Here is a 14843-nt window from a genome sequence, read left to right on the forward strand (position 1 = left end):
TCGAAAATGTTCCTCTGAATTGGTCAATTTAGAACCAGTTGATGAGCTCTCTTTGGAAAAAGCCGCCTAGCGCATAAACCGTGCCAGTGCTTTAAATTGTCAAAGAAATTTTTTTAGAAAACCCGAGTACTTGCTACAGATAAATTTATGTCATCCGGTTTGCTTCAAACCATCACTGAGGAACACCATGCATTTCATCAATCCCAAAACAGACTTTGCCTTCAAACGCATCTTTGGCGGAGAACACAGCAAGGACATCCTGATTTCCTTTCTCAATGCCCTGTTGCATCAGGATCAGCCGGTCATTGCCGATCTGGAAATCCTCAATCCCTGGCAGGCGCCCCCAATTCGCGGCGTCAAGGACACCTACCTCGACATCAAGGCCCGCACCGCCAGTGGCGACACCGTCATCATCGAAATGCAGGTGCTCAATGTCGAAGGCTTTGAAAAACGCATCCTGTACAATGCCGCCAAAGCCTATTCCCTCCAGTTGGCAACCGGTGAGGATTACAGCCTCCTCAATCCTGTCATTGCCTTCGGGAATCAACGGGCCAGCCAACGACCCTCCGTGAGTACAAATCAAGCACAACAGCCAGATAAACCCACCCTTCAGAAGTCCAAAGGTAGGTGCTATCGCTAGCTCATACCTGATTGGGTTTTTCAGGCTTGAATTGGCGATCCAGCAAATTTTCCGCCACAGGCCAGGGATGGCGGCTGTCTGTGGTCTGAATAAACCGTTTGTTCTGTGTTACCGTGACCTCAGCTTCTTTCATCAGGCTTCGCGCTTGAGTGCGTCCGCCCTTGTGACCGTCCTTCCTCAACTGGGCAGACATTCTTCGGCTCCCGTAACTTTCACGGGTTTCCTGATGAATCTCTTTAACTCTGCCATTAGCAGAGGATCGGGAACATGCATACTCCAAAGTTATTAGACCACAACAACGCTATATTTTTGGACGATCCCCTAGAAATCAGACAGCGGAAAGCTCAGGGTGACAAGTGTGAATTGATCAGGGATGCTTTCAATCTGAAACTTTCCCCGGTAGAGATCCATAAATTTTTTGACCAGGGCCAGTCCTAAGCCAAGTCCCTGTTGTTCATACTTTTTCCTACCAAACTGCATGTAGGCGCCAATGCTGGTGATCTGCTCGGATGTCATCCCTCTACCAGCGTTTCGAATTTCAATAGAAATGCCTTGTTGTGAGATGCCTGACGTAATCTGAACCTGTGTTTCAGCGATGGAAAACTTGAAGGCATTGTCGAGGATTTCATGCATCATAGCCTCCAGATCTTCATCCAGAATTTTAATAGAGATATCTTTCAGGTCCATTTGTAAATCATTGGATCGTTTGTAGTGCCGGGCGCGCTCCATGGCACAAGTCATAATGGTGGGAACAGGATTGAGCAGAGGAACATGTTGTCGGGATTGGGATGATTCCGGTCTGGCGGATTCAAGTTCCAGCGAGGCATACATCAAAAATTTTTCAACCACTTTCTGGAGTTTTTTACCTGAGTCATAAATAATTCCAGTAAGCTGTCGAATATCTTCAGGTGGCATCTGATCCTGGTTTCTCAGGAGGATTTCTGCTGATCCGTTAATGCCAAACAGTGCTGTGCGCAGTTCATGTGGCAGGGCGTATGTGATATTTTCACGCAGTTGCTCCAGTTTTTTCTCATATTTATGAACAACTTGCTCACGTTTCTCCAGGCGTATGGCGATGGCTTGCCTGAGTTCTGCCGCAGAGAAGGGTTTTTGTAAATAATCTTCAGCACCCAATTCCATGGCTTTGCGGAAATCTCGTTTTTCACCGCGACCAGTCATGAAAATGAAAGGAATCATACAAGTTTCCGGATTTTTTTTAATGGTTGTAAAAACATCATAACCGTGAATTTCCGGCATCAGTATGTCACATAAAATCAAATCAACCCGATGGTTTTTGGTAAATTGAAGTGCTTCATGGCCATCCTGAAAGCCAAGTGCCTGGTATCCTGATTTTTTTAAAAGAAGCGAAGTGGAATTCAACAGATCAAGATCATCATCGATGACCAGGATTGTGGTGCTGTCAGAAATAAGAGCGGTCTGGGAAAAAAATTTTTGAGACACCGATGCGTGGTTAGAGTCGCTGACGGTGGTTTGGGTGAAGACCTGCTGTGAGACAATGCTTTTGGGGAGATAAATCTTAAAAGTGGTTCCATTTCCTTCCGAGCTTTTAAATTCAATACGTCCCTGATGGAGATCAATTCCTTTTTTGGCGATGGAAAGCCCAAGTCCTGTGCCATGAATGGTTTTTACGTTGGTTCCACGATGGAATGGTTGAAACAGGTACAGTTGATCATTTTCTGGAATTCCAATGCCATGATCCTGAATTGTTAATAAAACATTGGAGTTTTCTTCGGAAATTTCAAAGATAATGTTCTGTCCATCCGGAGAATACTTAATGGCGTTTGAGAGCAGGTTGGACAAAATATAGTGGAGCCATTTGCGGTCCAATGAAACACTCAGAGCGGGGATTGCCGCATGAAATTTAATTTTAGGAGTGTTTTGGGGCATGAGTTCAAAAGAAGTCACCAGTTCTTTACAAAAGGAAATGATATCAAACTGGCTGGTGTTGAGTATGAGATTCTGTTCGTCAGATTGACCTAAAATTAAAATATCATCCACCAGTTGACTCATGTTTTGGGCTGAAGTCTGGATTCGCTTGAAACATTTATTCATATCCTCTTCGGACAGTTCTTTTTGGAAAGATTCCAAATACTCCCCGGTGTTGAGCATGACCATCAGCGGATTGCGGAATTCATGGGTGACCATTGAGACAAACCGGGATTTCATTTCATTGATATAACGCAGATGCTGATTCACACGGCGTAAATGAACCAAATGATTTCTGGTCGCGAGCACAGCGCCGATACGGGCTTTCAATACGAGTTCATTCAAGGGTTTTGTGATGTAGTCAGCGGCACCATTTTCAAAGCAGGTAGCCAGTACTTTGTCAGTGGTATCGGCTGTCAGCATGATGACGGGAATTTCACGAAATGTCGCATGATTCCGGAGTTCCTTCAGCAGTGTGATGCCATCCTTTCGGGGCATATTGATGTCCAGTAGAATCAAACTGAATGATTCATCCTGCAACGTCGGGATCACATAATCCGGATCGGTGACATAACCCGTCTGGTAATGGAGTTTTTGCAATATTGTTTCAACATGTCTGCATACCAGTTGCTCATCATCAACAATAAGAATATTTTCCATTTTTCCTCATCAGTTTTTAGTTTGCAGATTTAAGATGATATTATCGAGAATTTGACCAAAAAGCGTTTCGTTTCGCTCATGAGTTGCTTGATGAAGTTGAGCCAGGCTTCCACGATAAATGCTCTGATACGATTCGATCAATTGCTGAATTTGTGTGATTTTTTTGAAGAGTTTGTCTTGTCTGAAAAAATGAATTTGTTTCAATTCCTCAAAATGGTTCAATAATGATGCTTCCATTTCATAGGGAAGAGATGGCAATGATTCTTGCCGGGCGACTGTGGGCCCGGAGCGATCCGAACGAAGATATTTCACCAGAGCAGGGATCAGTTTGTGATATTCCAGGGGTTTCGTCAAATATTCAGAAACACCGGCCTGGAGTGCTTCCTGCTGTTGCTCGACAAAGGCATGCGCTGAAAGAATCACAATGGCCGTTTTCTCATGTTCCGGATTTTTCCGGATTCTTCTAATGGCTTCCAGTCCATCCATAACGGGCATGTTCAAATCCATGATGACCAGATCCGGTTTGAGTTCAAATGTTTTTTCAACTCCGAGCAATCCATTGGCCGCAATATGAATCTGAAGATGAAACGTGTCAAAAATCGCCTGAACCACAGCCTGGTTCATGGGGTTGTCTTCCACAAGGAGCACAAGGTTGTCAGGTGAAAAATGATAATAAGCAGGATCCATTGAAACCAGGTTGCTCCCTTCGGTCGAAATTTCAAGGGGCAAACTGACGGTGAATCGTGAGCCTTTGTCAGGAGTACTGTCCAATTGTATCGTCCCTTTCATCAACTGGACCAACTGGAGGGTAATGGTGAGTCCGAGTCCGGTTCCGGTCACTTCCTGCGGTTGATTATGAGCTTGAGTAAATGACTCAAAAACCTGTTGCTGTTCTTCAGGCGCAATACCGACCCCTTCATCCTCAACTTCCAGAAGCAACTGGTTTTCCCGTATGATTCCCCGGAGATAAACTGTTTTTCCGGGTGGGGTGAATTTGATCGCGTTGCTCAACAGATTCATCATGATTTGATTGATTTTGGTACGGTCGCCAACAATCAATCGAGGCAACGCAGGGTCAAGATCATAGATGAATTTGAGACTTTTCTGCCCTGCTGAAACCTTATAAATATGATACATACTCTGGATCATCAGTTTAATATCAAGGGATTCCCGGTTCAGTGTCATGCGCCCGGCCTCAATTTTTGAAAGATCCAGAATATTGTTGATCAACTCAACCAGGGTGTTGCCACTGACATGGATGTTTTGCAGATAATCCTGGAACTGTAGGGGAAGCACACTTTTCTGGTGCATCAATACCTGGGTAAAACCGATAATCGCATTCAGTGGTGTGCGGATTTCATGGCTCATGTTGGCCAGAAACCTGGTTTTTGCACGGTTGGCAGAATCAGCCTCCATTTTAGCGTCTTCCAATTCCATCTCGATCTTTTTTTGTTGTGACAGATCCCGGATAATGGATTGAATGACAGGTTTTTTATCCAGCGAGAACGTACTTGCCGAAACGGCGGCGGGAAACTCGAGTCCATTTTTTTTCCTGCAGAAGGTTTCGAACTGGAAAAATCCCTGCTTCTGCAAAATCTCATGGGCCATTTGTGAAATGAGATTGCCTGCCTCGGTAAACAGTTTATCAGAGGGCAAGTGGAGTAATTCTTCCCGGGAATATTCAAACAGGTCTAAAAACCGGTGGTTGACATCCAGTACGGTTCCTTCGATGTTGTGCAAAATGACACCATCATTGGAATTATAAAACAGGTTTTTATATTTTTCCTGATTCTCACCAATCTTTTCACGATGATAGCGCTGAAGTTCTTCCTCCACCATTTTTCGAATGTTGATTTCCTGCTGAAGTTTGGTGATTTTCTGATTGATGGAGCGTTGCAATGTTTCAAAACTCTGAGCCAGAATTCCTATTTCATCAGCACGATGATAGTCAAAGTCCTGATTATAATGTCCTTCCGCAATTCGAAGTGCTTTTTCAGTGAGCGTTCGGATGGGGGAACTGATAAACTTTGCCGAGAGAATTGCCAGAATAACTCCCAGGGTGATGGCTCCGAGTGCCATTGACAGAATTCTGATCCGGATGGTGGACATTTCATGATAGGCCTTGTCCAGCGTGAACCGGACAAGCAGAAGCGCGAACATTTGCTGATCAATGTTGATTGGACGTGAAATCACAAAGAGATTTCCGGAATAGTTATGGATCTGATTGAGAGACTCAGGAAAATGTTCTTGCTGGTCAAACACTTGACCGTCATGCTGATGATCGTTGTGGGTCATGATGTGCCAATCCTGGGTGTCAATGATCATCACTTCTGTGACATTGATTTCTTTGGCAAGGGTATCTACAAAATTATCCAGAATATCCTTGTTATAGATGACAAACGGATTCGACATGGAGAGTGCCGCGATTTCAGTGAGATTCAGGAGTGTATTTTCTGTTTGTGTCTTGATGGATTCTTCCAGCGAGGCAAGTAAATAGGTCATGATCAGCAGTGCCATACTCACAATCGGAACTGAAGAAATGATGACCAGTTTGTAGCCCAGCGGCCATTTGTTAAAATATCGCAGAATCATGTCAACGCTCTGTCTTCAGATACACCTGACGGAGATCGGGGAAACCGGAGGGGGCAGGAATGAAGTTGTGAACGAAATGGTTGCGGTATGCGTAAAACTCCTGGGCCGCATAGCCAAAAATCATGGGCGCATCCTCGAAAACAATACGCTGAATTTCCTGATAGAGACGTTTTCGAACCTCAGAATCCAGTGCGGCCTCCGCTTCAATAAACAACTGATCCACTTTGGGACTTGAATAGCCGGAATAATTGCCGCGTCCTCCTGTCTGTAGTTTTGGAATCATGATGTCCACAGGATCCAGCGTGGTATTCCCCCATGAGGTTACAAACAGATTCCATGTTGCTTCAGCACCAAGTTGTGGCGGTTTTCTTTCCTCAATTTCTTCAATCTGTGAAACCAACCCTGCCCGGGTCAGAAAAGAAGCGAGGGTAAAAGCAAATCTGGAATTCTCTCGTGGGGTCATGATTTTTATCGGAGTGCCCCTGGTGATGCCAGCCTTTCTCAGTATGGATGCCGCTTGTAGTGGATCATAGGGGTAGGGTTTCAGGTCAGGATCAAAGGAAAAAGTATCAGCCTGAAGAATGGTTGGAAGTGTCTGACCATGTCCATATAGAATTGTCTGAACCACCACATTTTTATCAATCAGATAATTCAGTGCCTGCCGGACGTTGATCTGGTCAAAAGGTGGTTTGGTCACATTGATATCAGCAAAAAAACTTCGGGTTGCTTTAATAAAGGCAACACCAATATCTGTAGAACTTCCAAGAATTGACAACGAATCGACCGGAACCTGATGAATGATGTCACATTCGCCTTTCTTCAGTTGCGCAATTTGTGAGGTGAAACCATTGACTTTTTTGAAAATCAGAAAGCGGGGCAGTAATTCAGGTGGAATGGCTGTGTCAGGAGTCTGATGATATCCAGAGTAGCGTTCCATCACCAGTTCTTGATCAGTTTGCATTTCTACAAAACGAAAAGGACCAGTGCCGATAGTTTTTTTTACCATTGGCCTCTGTGTGTCATGAGCTGGAATAATTTCCTGAAGTGACAGCATCAGCGGTAAGATTGGCCAGGGTTGTTTTGTTTTGAACCGGACAGTGTAGGGATCAACCGCCGTAACCGAAGTGATATGCTCAAACAGGCCTTTGCGGGCAGACTGTTCAGAACTTGTTTCCTCAAGGATTCGTTGAAAGGTAAAAACAACATCTTTGGCGGTAAATCGAGAGCCATCATGAAAGGTGACATCATGTTTAAGCTGGAACTCCCAGGTTGTCTGGTCCACAGCGTTCCAGTGGGCTGCCAACTGTGGCACAATTTCCATCTTCTGGTTACGGGTGGTGAGACTTTCAAACATATGTTTCAGCACCATTTGGGTTTCTCGATCCCGGTGGGCTGTAGGATCAAGAGACTGGATCGGGGAAACGCTACACCAGATCAGGGTTTGCTCACGCGGCCTGGATGCTGATTGCGCGGATGCTGATTGGATTTGAACCAATAGCAGACATAAAACAATAGTCGAAAAGCTCCATTGTTTTCGGAACATAAGACCTCCTGTGATCTTTAAATGAAAAACGCCCGGCTTGAATCAATCAGCCTTTATATTTCATTATCAACAGGGCAACTTTTCGACAATAGATATTTGATGAAAAAGTGAAAAACCTTGAGGAGAGGTCATACCGAATTATCGGGAAACACGCTGTTAAAACGGCACAAAACTTTGTACCAGGGATCCGATGATCAGATGCCAGCCATCAACCAGGACAAACAGCATCAATTTGAAGGGAAGTGAAATCATGACAGGTGGCAGCATCATCATACCCATGGCCATCAGAATGGATGATACCACCATGTCAATGACCAGAAAGGGGACGTACAAAATAAAACCTATCTGAAAGGCTGTTTTAAGTTCACTGATGACAAAGGCCGGAATCACAACCCATACGGGCACATCATCAATCGTTTTGGGACGTGAAAGTTTGGCAATTTTCACAAACAGAGCCAGATCTTTTTCCCGGGTAAAGCGTTGCATGAATCGTTTGACCGGAATCACTGAGCGTTCCAGGAATGTTTGTTGGCTCATTTGATTGTTGAGATAAGGCTTCAGCGCTGTCTGGTTGACTTCTTCCCAGACAGGCATCATGACAAACAGTGTTAAAAACAGCGCCAGTCCCAGAATAACCTGGTTGGGTGGGGTTTGCGGGGTTCCAATGGCTTGTCGGAGAAATGACAGCACAATGATAAACCGGGTGAAAGAGGTGGTCATGATGAACAGCGCGGGAGCCAGTGTCAGAATGGTGAGCAGAAAAACAATCTGCAGGGATGAGGACACTTGCTGTGGCGTTGTGGCGGAATCAATACTGATGTTGATGCCCGGTATCGGCGATTGGGCATGAATCAGACTGCCACCGGCGATAAGGAACACAAGAATGAATATCAGTCGTTGCCATTTCACAGGTTTCCTGTTCAGTTAAGCGGTTTGAGTGATTTGAGCTTTTGTGCCAGTTTTTGTGAGAAATCTGACATGGCAGATTCCTCGGAATCTTCAGTTGCTGAAACTTCAGCAACTGTTTGTCGAGACGCATTGCCGGGCGGTTCTGGTTGACTCTGCGGGGGTGCCTGCGTTTTTTTTCTGGGTTTGGGTGGTAATGATGGATTCGGCGTTGTCTGTTTTTCAGCAGATTCAATGATCTTTGATTTTTGCCGGGCCTGTTGCAGAACCGATAAAAATTCTGCCCGAGCCTGTGTTTCATTGAAGGAAATATTGCCGTCCTTGACATCCACCTGATTCAGAAACGCCTGATCTTCCTTGCTACGGACTTCTGTCAGAAAATTGATGGCATTGGGGGTGATCCCACAGGCAAAATACTGGTTATTGATTTCCAGAACAACAATTTTTTGTTTGGGCCCCACATAAAATGATGAAATAATTTTGACAGGAAAACGGCTTTGAAGCTTGGGAAGTTTTCCTGATAAAAAACGGTTGTAGCCATAGGCCAGCAGATAAATCAACATCAGAATGACCAGCAGTGCCAGAATCAGAACCAGCATGGTCGAGATCCAGTTTTCTTCCGGGCTGGTGGAAAACGATGACTCAGAGATGGGGCTGGATTCTGATGGAACCCCTTCTTCCAGGGTGAAGGTTTCAGGCAGGCGTCCGTTCATGGCTTTTTGAGCCATTTCAGATTCAAAGTTTTTATCGACAGGGGACAATGGTTGTGATTTTAACAGTGCAACCCGGTCCAGATCGATAGAAAGTGTATTTTTATCGCGGATCATCCGGTATTTGCCTTCAGGGGTAACTCGGGGAGGTATGAGAACAATTTCCATCAGCAGAGCCGCACTGCCTTGCGTGATACGAATAAATTTGATCAGGGGATTGGCCTCTGGAGTGATGAGACTCGACAAACCTGTGCGAATATCAACGTCAGACAGGCGAAGGCTGAAGAATCCTTCTTCAAAATTGAGAACAGGTTCCTGTTGCAGAATCTCCCTGAATTCAAGGGTGACACGTTCATGGTGGTTCAGCGTGGAAAACTGGACATTGAGCAGGGTGTTTTGATTGGCGGCAACCGGCAGTATTCCTGCCAGAAGATACAGTATCAGCGTGAGAGTAAAGTGGTGATAACAGCGCATGCGTTCCTTCCTTGAATTCAGGGAATTGTTACAGAGCGGCAAAACGGTCATCAGGGCTGACAATTTCAGTAATTTTTACAGCAAACTTATCGTTGATGACGACCACTTCTCCGCGGGCAACCAGTTTTTCATTCACCCGGATATCCAGCGGTTGTCCAATCAGGCTGTTCAGTTCCACAATGGAAGTTTCGTTCAGTCCGAGAAGATCCTGGATCATGATCTGGGTGCGTCCGACTTCCACCGAAATCTGTAATTCGACATCAAGAAGAAAATCAATATCCAGCGAACCATCAGGGAGTTTGGGTTTACTGACTCCTCCTCCAGTGGGCATGGCGGCTGATGGACTTGCCATGGCAGGTTCTGGTTTTTGCGCTTCTGAAATCACCATTTCACGATTGCGTTTCAGATCTTCTTCCACATCAGACCAGTCGAGGTCATCCAGATTATCAAACGATTCGAAATCTTCATCACCCATAGCAGGCCTTTGTGAGTCTATTGCTGATAGAATTCAGAGAACAAAATCCGTTTCACAGGAGCTGTATCTTCCCATGGTGCCAGATTGGGAAACAGGGAATTCAGTTTAATCTGCAAATCCCGTCGCAGAAGCTGTCGTGTGCGAGCTTCATTGAGTTGACGGGAAGTTAATTCCTGTAAATGCGATATAATCAAGTCCTTCACAATCGGAAGGCGTCCTTCCATCCATGCTTTTGCGGCCGCGTTTGTAAAGGCAAGTTGCATAGTGGTTTTCAGATAATATTTGCCGTCTTTGAGATTGATGATGAATGTTCCCAGTTCCAGATACAGCGGATTTTCCAGAGGCGGAGGACCTTCTCTGATAATTTCAGGTTCTTTTTCCGGTTCCTGGTTCAGATAATAATATGCGGCACCCGCAGCAAGGAGAAGTAGAAGCAGAATAAGTAAAAACTTTCCTTTGCCACCACCACCACCACTGCCACCTTCTTCCAATCCATCGTCATCTGCCATAGTTCCTTTTTATCCAGACAGGAATAAATTACTGGATAAAGAATTCCTGAAACAGCACTTTTTTGATTGGTTCAGGATCTTCCCACTCAGGTTTGCTGGGAAACAGGGTGCTGATTCGAGAAATCAGCCGTTGTTTCAATTCATTTCTGGCTTCTGCCATTTTGATATCTTCGGTTGACAATTCCTGAAGTTCCGAGAGCACAATATCCTTCACTTCCAGAAGGCGTCCGTTCAGATAATCACTGGCTTTCTGATCGCTCAACATGAGCTGGATGGTGGTTTTCAGATATCTTCGGCCATCCTTGAGATTGACCACAAAGGTATCAATGTTAAGAAAAATCGGGGCTGCCAGAGGCTCTGCCGAGGATGAAATTTTTTCATCCGGGACGATTTCCTCCTCACCTTTAGGCTGAAGAAAAAACCAGGCTGCCGCGGCAATCAATAATAATACAATGACAGCAACGATGATGATGATTAGTTTTTTACTGCCACCACCTCCGCCACTCTCTTCACCTTCATCTGCCATAAATTCCTTTATATTTATAAATGTTAGTCGTTTTCATTGAGAATGACTATTTCAACACGGCTGTTCGTTCGCCGCCCCTTTGGAGTTTGGTTGGACGCCTTTGGTTGAGAATCGCCCTTGCCTGTCAAGGAAAGTTTGGCTGGTGAAACACCAACGTTCAGCATTTCTTTCAAAACACTTTGAGCCCTTGCCAGAGAGAGATCCCATGAATCCCGATATTTGGAGGATCGAACTGGAGTCGTGTCGGTATGACCTTCGATACGAATCATGTGTCCTGTTTTATTCAAATATCGTGCAATCTGATGAATTGTTTGTTTGGCCGATGCACTCAACAGGGCACTGTTCCGTGCGAAAACGATATCAGCCGGTATTGTCACAATCAAGCCCTCATCCGATTGTGACAGTTCCACGTTACGGACAGAATGTTCTGACAGGAACACTTCCAGACTTTCTTTTAAAATGGAATTTGCCCGTAAAATTCGAATTTCATCGGTACTTCTGGATTCATACATGGAAAAGAACCCCGGTTCCATGGAAGAAAGTGAACTTTGCTGGGATTTGGGATTGGGATCGTTGAAAGAGTAAAGTAACACAAAAAAAGTCATCATCAATGTGATGAGGTCGCTGAACGTGACCATCCATGCGTTGGGATCCAATTCGTTCCCGGATTTTTTTTTCTTTTTTTCTTTTTTAACGGGAACCTGAACTGTTTCCTCCAGGACAGGCGCACTCCGTTCATGGTCCTGTGCCAAGAGGCCCTCCGAGTAAATGGACAGGGTTGATGATGACAATCGTGATCCGCCGATTTTTTTCCCGGCCTTCTGAAAACCGGTTGCTGGCCAGTGGACGCTGACTGCTGTATCCTGACGCGGCAAAACGAGAAGCGGGTACCATACTTTTTTTTAGAAAATATCTGAGAACCCGCATGGAGCGATCAGCGGATAATGTCCAGTTCGGGTCAAAATCAGACACTCGAAAGGGGACGTCATCGGTGTGTCCTTCAATACGGACACGGTTTTCAGACCGTTCAATGAAATTATAGATTTTATCCATAAACGGATAAGCTTTAGGCTGAATTTCTGTTGAATTTTCCTGGAAGGCAAAGCGCGTTGGAATATGAATCAATAAGGCTTCGTTTGTCACTTCATAGGAAAATTGTTCCAGGTCTCGATCCTCTTCTGAATATCCCTGGAGTTCAGATAAAAATGTTTCAACCTCAGCACTCACTTCCAGTTTTTCTTTGCTCGTTCCGCGTCCGGTTTCAAACGCTGGCCCCGTATTGTTGAGTATTCCGCCAATGGATTCGAAGGCGCGTTTGATTTCCAGTGCGATTTTAGCCTGTTTTTTATTATTTGGAGAAGACAACGCATAGAGCAAAATAAAGAAGGCCAGCAGAATCAGGGACAAGGACGTCATCATGACGGTGTTGCTGTCTCCGGTGGGTCGGAAACGGGAGTGTTCAACAGTTATGTCGAGGCCCTCAGGTATTGCCCCCGGAGCCTGAAAACGATAGACATCGTGGAATTTCATTGAGTCAATGTTCCTCTGTCTTTGGGAGAAAGATAGCTGTTCAATTTGTTTTCTACAATTCTGGGATTATCTCCGGCCGCGATTGCCATGACGCCTTCCTTGGTGACTTTTAGCGCAAGCACCTCTTCCTGACTTCTTATCTGCAACTTTCCTGAAATGGGGAGACCCACCACGTTTGCCAGCAGAGATCCGTAAAATGTCGTGATCAGCGCGATCGCCATGGACGGTCCGATGGCATCAGGATCAGCTAAATTCTGGAGCATGATGACCAGACCAACGAGTGTCCCGATCATTCCCATTGCCGGCGATAGTGCGGCCATGGTTGAAAACAGACTGGCTCCTGTTTTATGGCGTTCTTCGGTGAAGTCGATTTCATTGTTCATGATATCTTCGATGACAGAGCTTTCCAGACCATCCACAACCAGATTGATGCCTTTGATAAAGAACTGATCATCCGTTTCATTGCCCACATTCTGGAGACTGAGAATGCCTTCTCTGCGCGCTCTTCCCGCAAAATCAATAATGGTGGCGATGATGGTGGAGATTTGGGGTGGACTGGCAAAAAATGCTTTGCGCATTACTTTTCCAATGCCGAGAATCCGGTTCAGTGGAAACCAGATAAGCATGGTTCCTATGGTCCCTCCCACCACAATCAGCAGTGAGGGAATATCGACAAAGGCTGTCAGATAGGAGCCCATGGCGACAATGATCAGAACCAGCGTAATGATCAGTCCCAGAACAGATCCCAAGTCCATCGTTTCACCCGGTTTTTATGTTTTATGTTCTTGAGGCGATCCAAACTTTGGGTGCGCCTGTAAAATATAGCTGAGGATAATGCTTTTCAGCCACTCTCAACATCGCAATGTATTTGGGAACGTATTCGTAGGTTTCCTTGCGCAATGGCAATGCCCAGTAATTGTGTTGCCCTTTCTGTTTGACCAGTCGGGCAACATAGTTGGGGCCACCGTTATATCCCGCAAGCGCGAGTTCCCAGTTGTTGTCAAAACGTTTGCCAAGTTGCTTGAGATAACGGGCCGCTGAGACGGTTGATTTTTTCCAGTCTAGCCGTTCATCACGTAACCAGTTGATCTTGAGTCCGAAATCTTTGGCTGTTCCTTCTGTGAATTGCCACATTCCCTTCGCGCCTGAAGGTGAAGTGACGGATGTTCGGAAACCGGATTCCAGCAGTGGAAGATAAGCCAATTCCGGTGGTAATCCATGTTCGTAAAATATTTGATGAATGTAGGGTAAATATTTTTGACCGTTTTCCAGTGCCGCCTTAAGGTTTTTTCCATTTTTGTAACGCTGATAAAAATGATCAATGCGTTCTTCTTTGGCTGTTCCTTGATTTTGGTAGGGTGATCTTAGCGACGGACCGCATCCTTCCAGCGCAAGCAACAAAAAAAACAGGAAAAAGAGATTTTTGATGAGGGCTGGATTTGAGAGAACATTCATGACAGCTTGCTGAATGGATTAAGCATTAAAAATAGGAATAGTTTTCCAGTATCTTGCATGAAAAAATTTCCCCTGAAATTTGAGGTCTCAAGTATTCTATGGATTGATTCCGGGATAGTTCGTTCTCAAAAATTCCGAAGACGGCCGATCCACTTCCGCTAACCAATGCACCAAGCGCGCCATGCTCCAGAAGCAATTGCTTGATTTGGGCCAGATCGGGATAGGCTGGAAACAGCGTGGATTCAAATTGATTGTGCAGATTGCCAAGAAGTTCAGCCAGGGTATGGATTTGTGGAATTGTCTGAAGAGGTTTTGGGGTACATTGGCGATAGGCCTCAACTGTAGGAATTGAAAACGGAGGTTTGATAACCAGCAAGGGCAATTCAGGGTAACCGGCTAACGGTTTCAGAACTTCGCCTTTCCCATGCACTTCCGCAGGGGTTGGTTTCAAAAAAAATGGAACATCCGATCCCAGGGGTTGTGCCAGTTGGTGCAGGTCTGTGTGGTTCAATGGCTGGTCATAATACTGGTTCAGCAAAACAAGCACTCCGGCCGCATTGGCGCTACCGCCTCCCAGTCCTGCTCCTGTTGGAACTGTTTTATGCAGTTTGATTGTTCCTGACACTTTGATTCGGGTTTGCTTTTCAAACAGCCGGACGGCCTTGATGACCAGATTTTTTTCCGGATCGACTCCGGCTCTGATCCCTGTTTCTTCAAGTTGAATCGGGCCTGTTGTTTCAGGGAAAAATTCCAGGGTGTCAAACAGACTGATGGGCACCATGTGCATGAACAGATCATGATAGCCGTCAGGACGTTTATAGAGAATTTGTAGAATGGTATTAATTTTTGCGGGAGTCTTGATCCGGATCATAGGAT

The 14843-nt window shown here is 45.3% G+C and carries 14 protein-coding genes and 1 pseudogene; 1 reads left to right on the top strand and 14 read right to left on the bottom strand.

Going from position 1 to position 14843, the window contains the following annotated elements; translation table 11 throughout:
- The first annotated feature begins 187 nt into the window (after positions 1-187).
- Positions 188-535, top strand: a pseudogene (locus tag HQM11_15450) (Rpn family recombination-promoting nuclease/putative transposase).
- Positions 536-641: 106 nt separating this feature from the next.
- Here HQM11_15450 and HQM11_15455 read toward each other — a convergent pair.
- The 14 genes from HQM11_15455 to ispE form a co-directional block, all read right to left on the bottom strand.
- Positions 642-920, bottom strand: a complete 279-nt coding sequence (locus HQM11_15455; GenBank protein MBF0352428.1) for an IS3 family transposase — start codon at positions 918-920, stop codon at positions 642-644.
- Between the two features lie 41 nt (positions 921-961).
- Complete coding sequence (locus HQM11_15460) at positions 962-3247, bottom strand: response regulator (protein MBF0352429.1); 2286 nt, start codon at positions 3245-3247, stop codon at positions 962-964.
- A 9-nt stretch (positions 3248-3256) separates the two neighbouring features.
- Positions 3257-5839 carry a response regulator gene (locus HQM11_15465; GenBank protein MBF0352430.1) on the bottom strand — a complete coding sequence of 861 codons (2583 nt, stop codon included), beginning with the start codon at positions 5837-5839 and terminating at the stop codon, positions 3257-3259.
- A gap of 1 nt (position 5840) precedes the next feature.
- Positions 5841-7382, bottom strand: a complete 1542-nt coding sequence (locus HQM11_15470) for an ABC transporter substrate-binding protein (GenBank protein ID MBF0352431.1) — start codon at positions 7380-7382, stop codon at positions 5841-5843.
- A gap of 156 nt (positions 7383-7538) precedes the next feature.
- Positions 7539-8306 carry a flagellar type III secretion system pore protein FliP gene (fliP, locus tag HQM11_15475; protein ID MBF0352432.1) on the bottom strand — a complete coding sequence of 256 codons (768 nt, stop codon included), beginning with the start codon at positions 8304-8306 and terminating at the stop codon, positions 7539-7541.
- Entirely contained in the window at positions 8303-9472 is a 1170-nt protein-coding gene (locus tag HQM11_15480) for a flagellar biosynthetic protein FliO (GenBank protein ID MBF0352433.1), read from the bottom strand. Before HQM11_15480 ends, fliP begins: the two co-directional genes overlap by 4 nt.
- Before the next feature lie 28 nt (positions 9473-9500).
- Positions 9501-9947, bottom strand: coding sequence for a flagellar motor switch protein FliN (gene fliN / locus HQM11_15485; protein MBF0352434.1), 447 nt, complete (start codon positions 9945-9947; stop codon positions 9501-9503).
- Positions 9948-9964: 17 nt separating this feature from the next.
- Entirely contained in the window at positions 9965-10456 is a 492-nt protein-coding gene (locus HQM11_15490; GenBank protein MBF0352435.1) for a flagellar basal body-associated FliL family protein, read from the bottom strand.
- A gap of 28 nt (positions 10457-10484) precedes the next feature.
- Entirely contained in the window at positions 10485-10982 is a 498-nt protein-coding gene (locus tag HQM11_15495; protein MBF0352436.1) for a flagellar basal body-associated FliL family protein, read from the bottom strand.
- 23 nt (positions 10983-11005) lie between these two features.
- Positions 11006-11734, bottom strand: a complete 729-nt coding sequence (locus HQM11_15500) for a flagellar motor protein MotB (protein ID MBF0352437.1) — start codon at positions 11732-11734, stop codon at positions 11006-11008.
- Positions 11718-12512, bottom strand: coding sequence for a flagellar motor protein MotB (locus HQM11_15505; protein MBF0352438.1), 795 nt, complete (start codon positions 12510-12512; stop codon positions 11718-11720). The genes HQM11_15500 and HQM11_15505 overlap by 17 nt, the downstream gene beginning before the upstream one ends.
- On the bottom strand, positions 12509-13267 hold the full coding sequence (locus HQM11_15510) for a MotA/TolQ/ExbB proton channel family protein (protein ID MBF0352439.1): 759 nt from the start codon (positions 13265-13267) through the stop codon (positions 12509-12511). The genes HQM11_15505 and HQM11_15510 overlap by 4 nt, the downstream gene beginning before the upstream one ends.
- 22 nt (positions 13268-13289) lie before the next feature.
- Positions 13290-13967, bottom strand: a complete 678-nt coding sequence (locus tag HQM11_15515) for a lytic transglycosylase domain-containing protein (GenBank protein ID MBF0352440.1) — start codon at positions 13965-13967, stop codon at positions 13290-13292.
- A 25-nt stretch (positions 13968-13992) separates the two neighbouring features.
- A complete protein-coding gene (ispE, locus tag HQM11_15520) occupies positions 13993-14838 on the bottom strand; it encodes a 4-(cytidine 5'-diphospho)-2-C-methyl-D-erythritol kinase (protein MBF0352441.1) in 846 nt (281 codons plus the stop codon).
- Between the last annotated feature and the right edge of the window lie 5 nt (positions 14839-14843).

The organism is SAR324 cluster bacterium, assembly GCA_015232315.1.
Lineage (GTDB): Bacteria > SAR324 > SAR324 > SAR324 > NAC60-12 > JADFZZ01.

Bases quoted from the DNA above. Each gene is read 5' to 3' on its own strand.
- ispE (MBF0352441.1), bottom strand. From the start codon at position 14,838: ATGATCCGGATCAAGACTCCCGCAAAAATTAATACCATTCTACAAATT.
- HQM11_15465 (MBF0352430.1), bottom strand. From the start codon at position 5,839: ATGATTCTGCGATATTTTAACAAATGGCCGCTGGGCTACAAACTGGTC.
- HQM11_15515 (MBF0352440.1), bottom strand. From the start codon at position 13,967: ATGAATGTTCTCTCAAATCCAGCCCTCATCAAAAATCTCTTTTTCCTG.
- fliN (MBF0352434.1), bottom strand. From the start codon at position 9,947: ATGGGTGATGAAGATTTCGAATCGTTTGATAATCTGGATGACCTCGAC.
- HQM11_15480 (MBF0352433.1), bottom strand. From the start codon at position 9,472: ATGCGCTGTTATCACCACTTTACTCTCACGCTGATACTGTATCTTCTG.
- HQM11_15505 (MBF0352438.1), bottom strand. From the start codon at position 12,512: ATGAAATTCCACGATGTCTATCGTTTTCAGGCTCCGGGGGCAATACCT.
- HQM11_15490 (MBF0352435.1), bottom strand. From the start codon at position 10,456: ATGGCAGATGACGATGGATTGGAAGAAGGTGGCAGTGGTGGTGGTGGT.
- HQM11_15470 (MBF0352431.1), bottom strand. From the start codon at position 7,382: ATGTTCCGAAAACAATGGAGCTTTTCGACTATTGTTTTATGTCTGCTA.
- HQM11_15510 (MBF0352439.1), bottom strand. From the start codon at position 13,267: ATGGACTTGGGATCTGTTCTGGGACTGATCATTACGCTGGTTCTGATC.
- HQM11_15460 (MBF0352429.1), bottom strand. From the start codon at position 3,247: ATGGAAAATATTCTTATTGTTGATGATGAGCAACTGGTATGCAGACAT.
- HQM11_15495 (MBF0352436.1), bottom strand. From the start codon at position 10,982: ATGGCAGATGAAGGTGAAGAGAGTGGCGGAGGTGGTGGCAGTAAAAAA.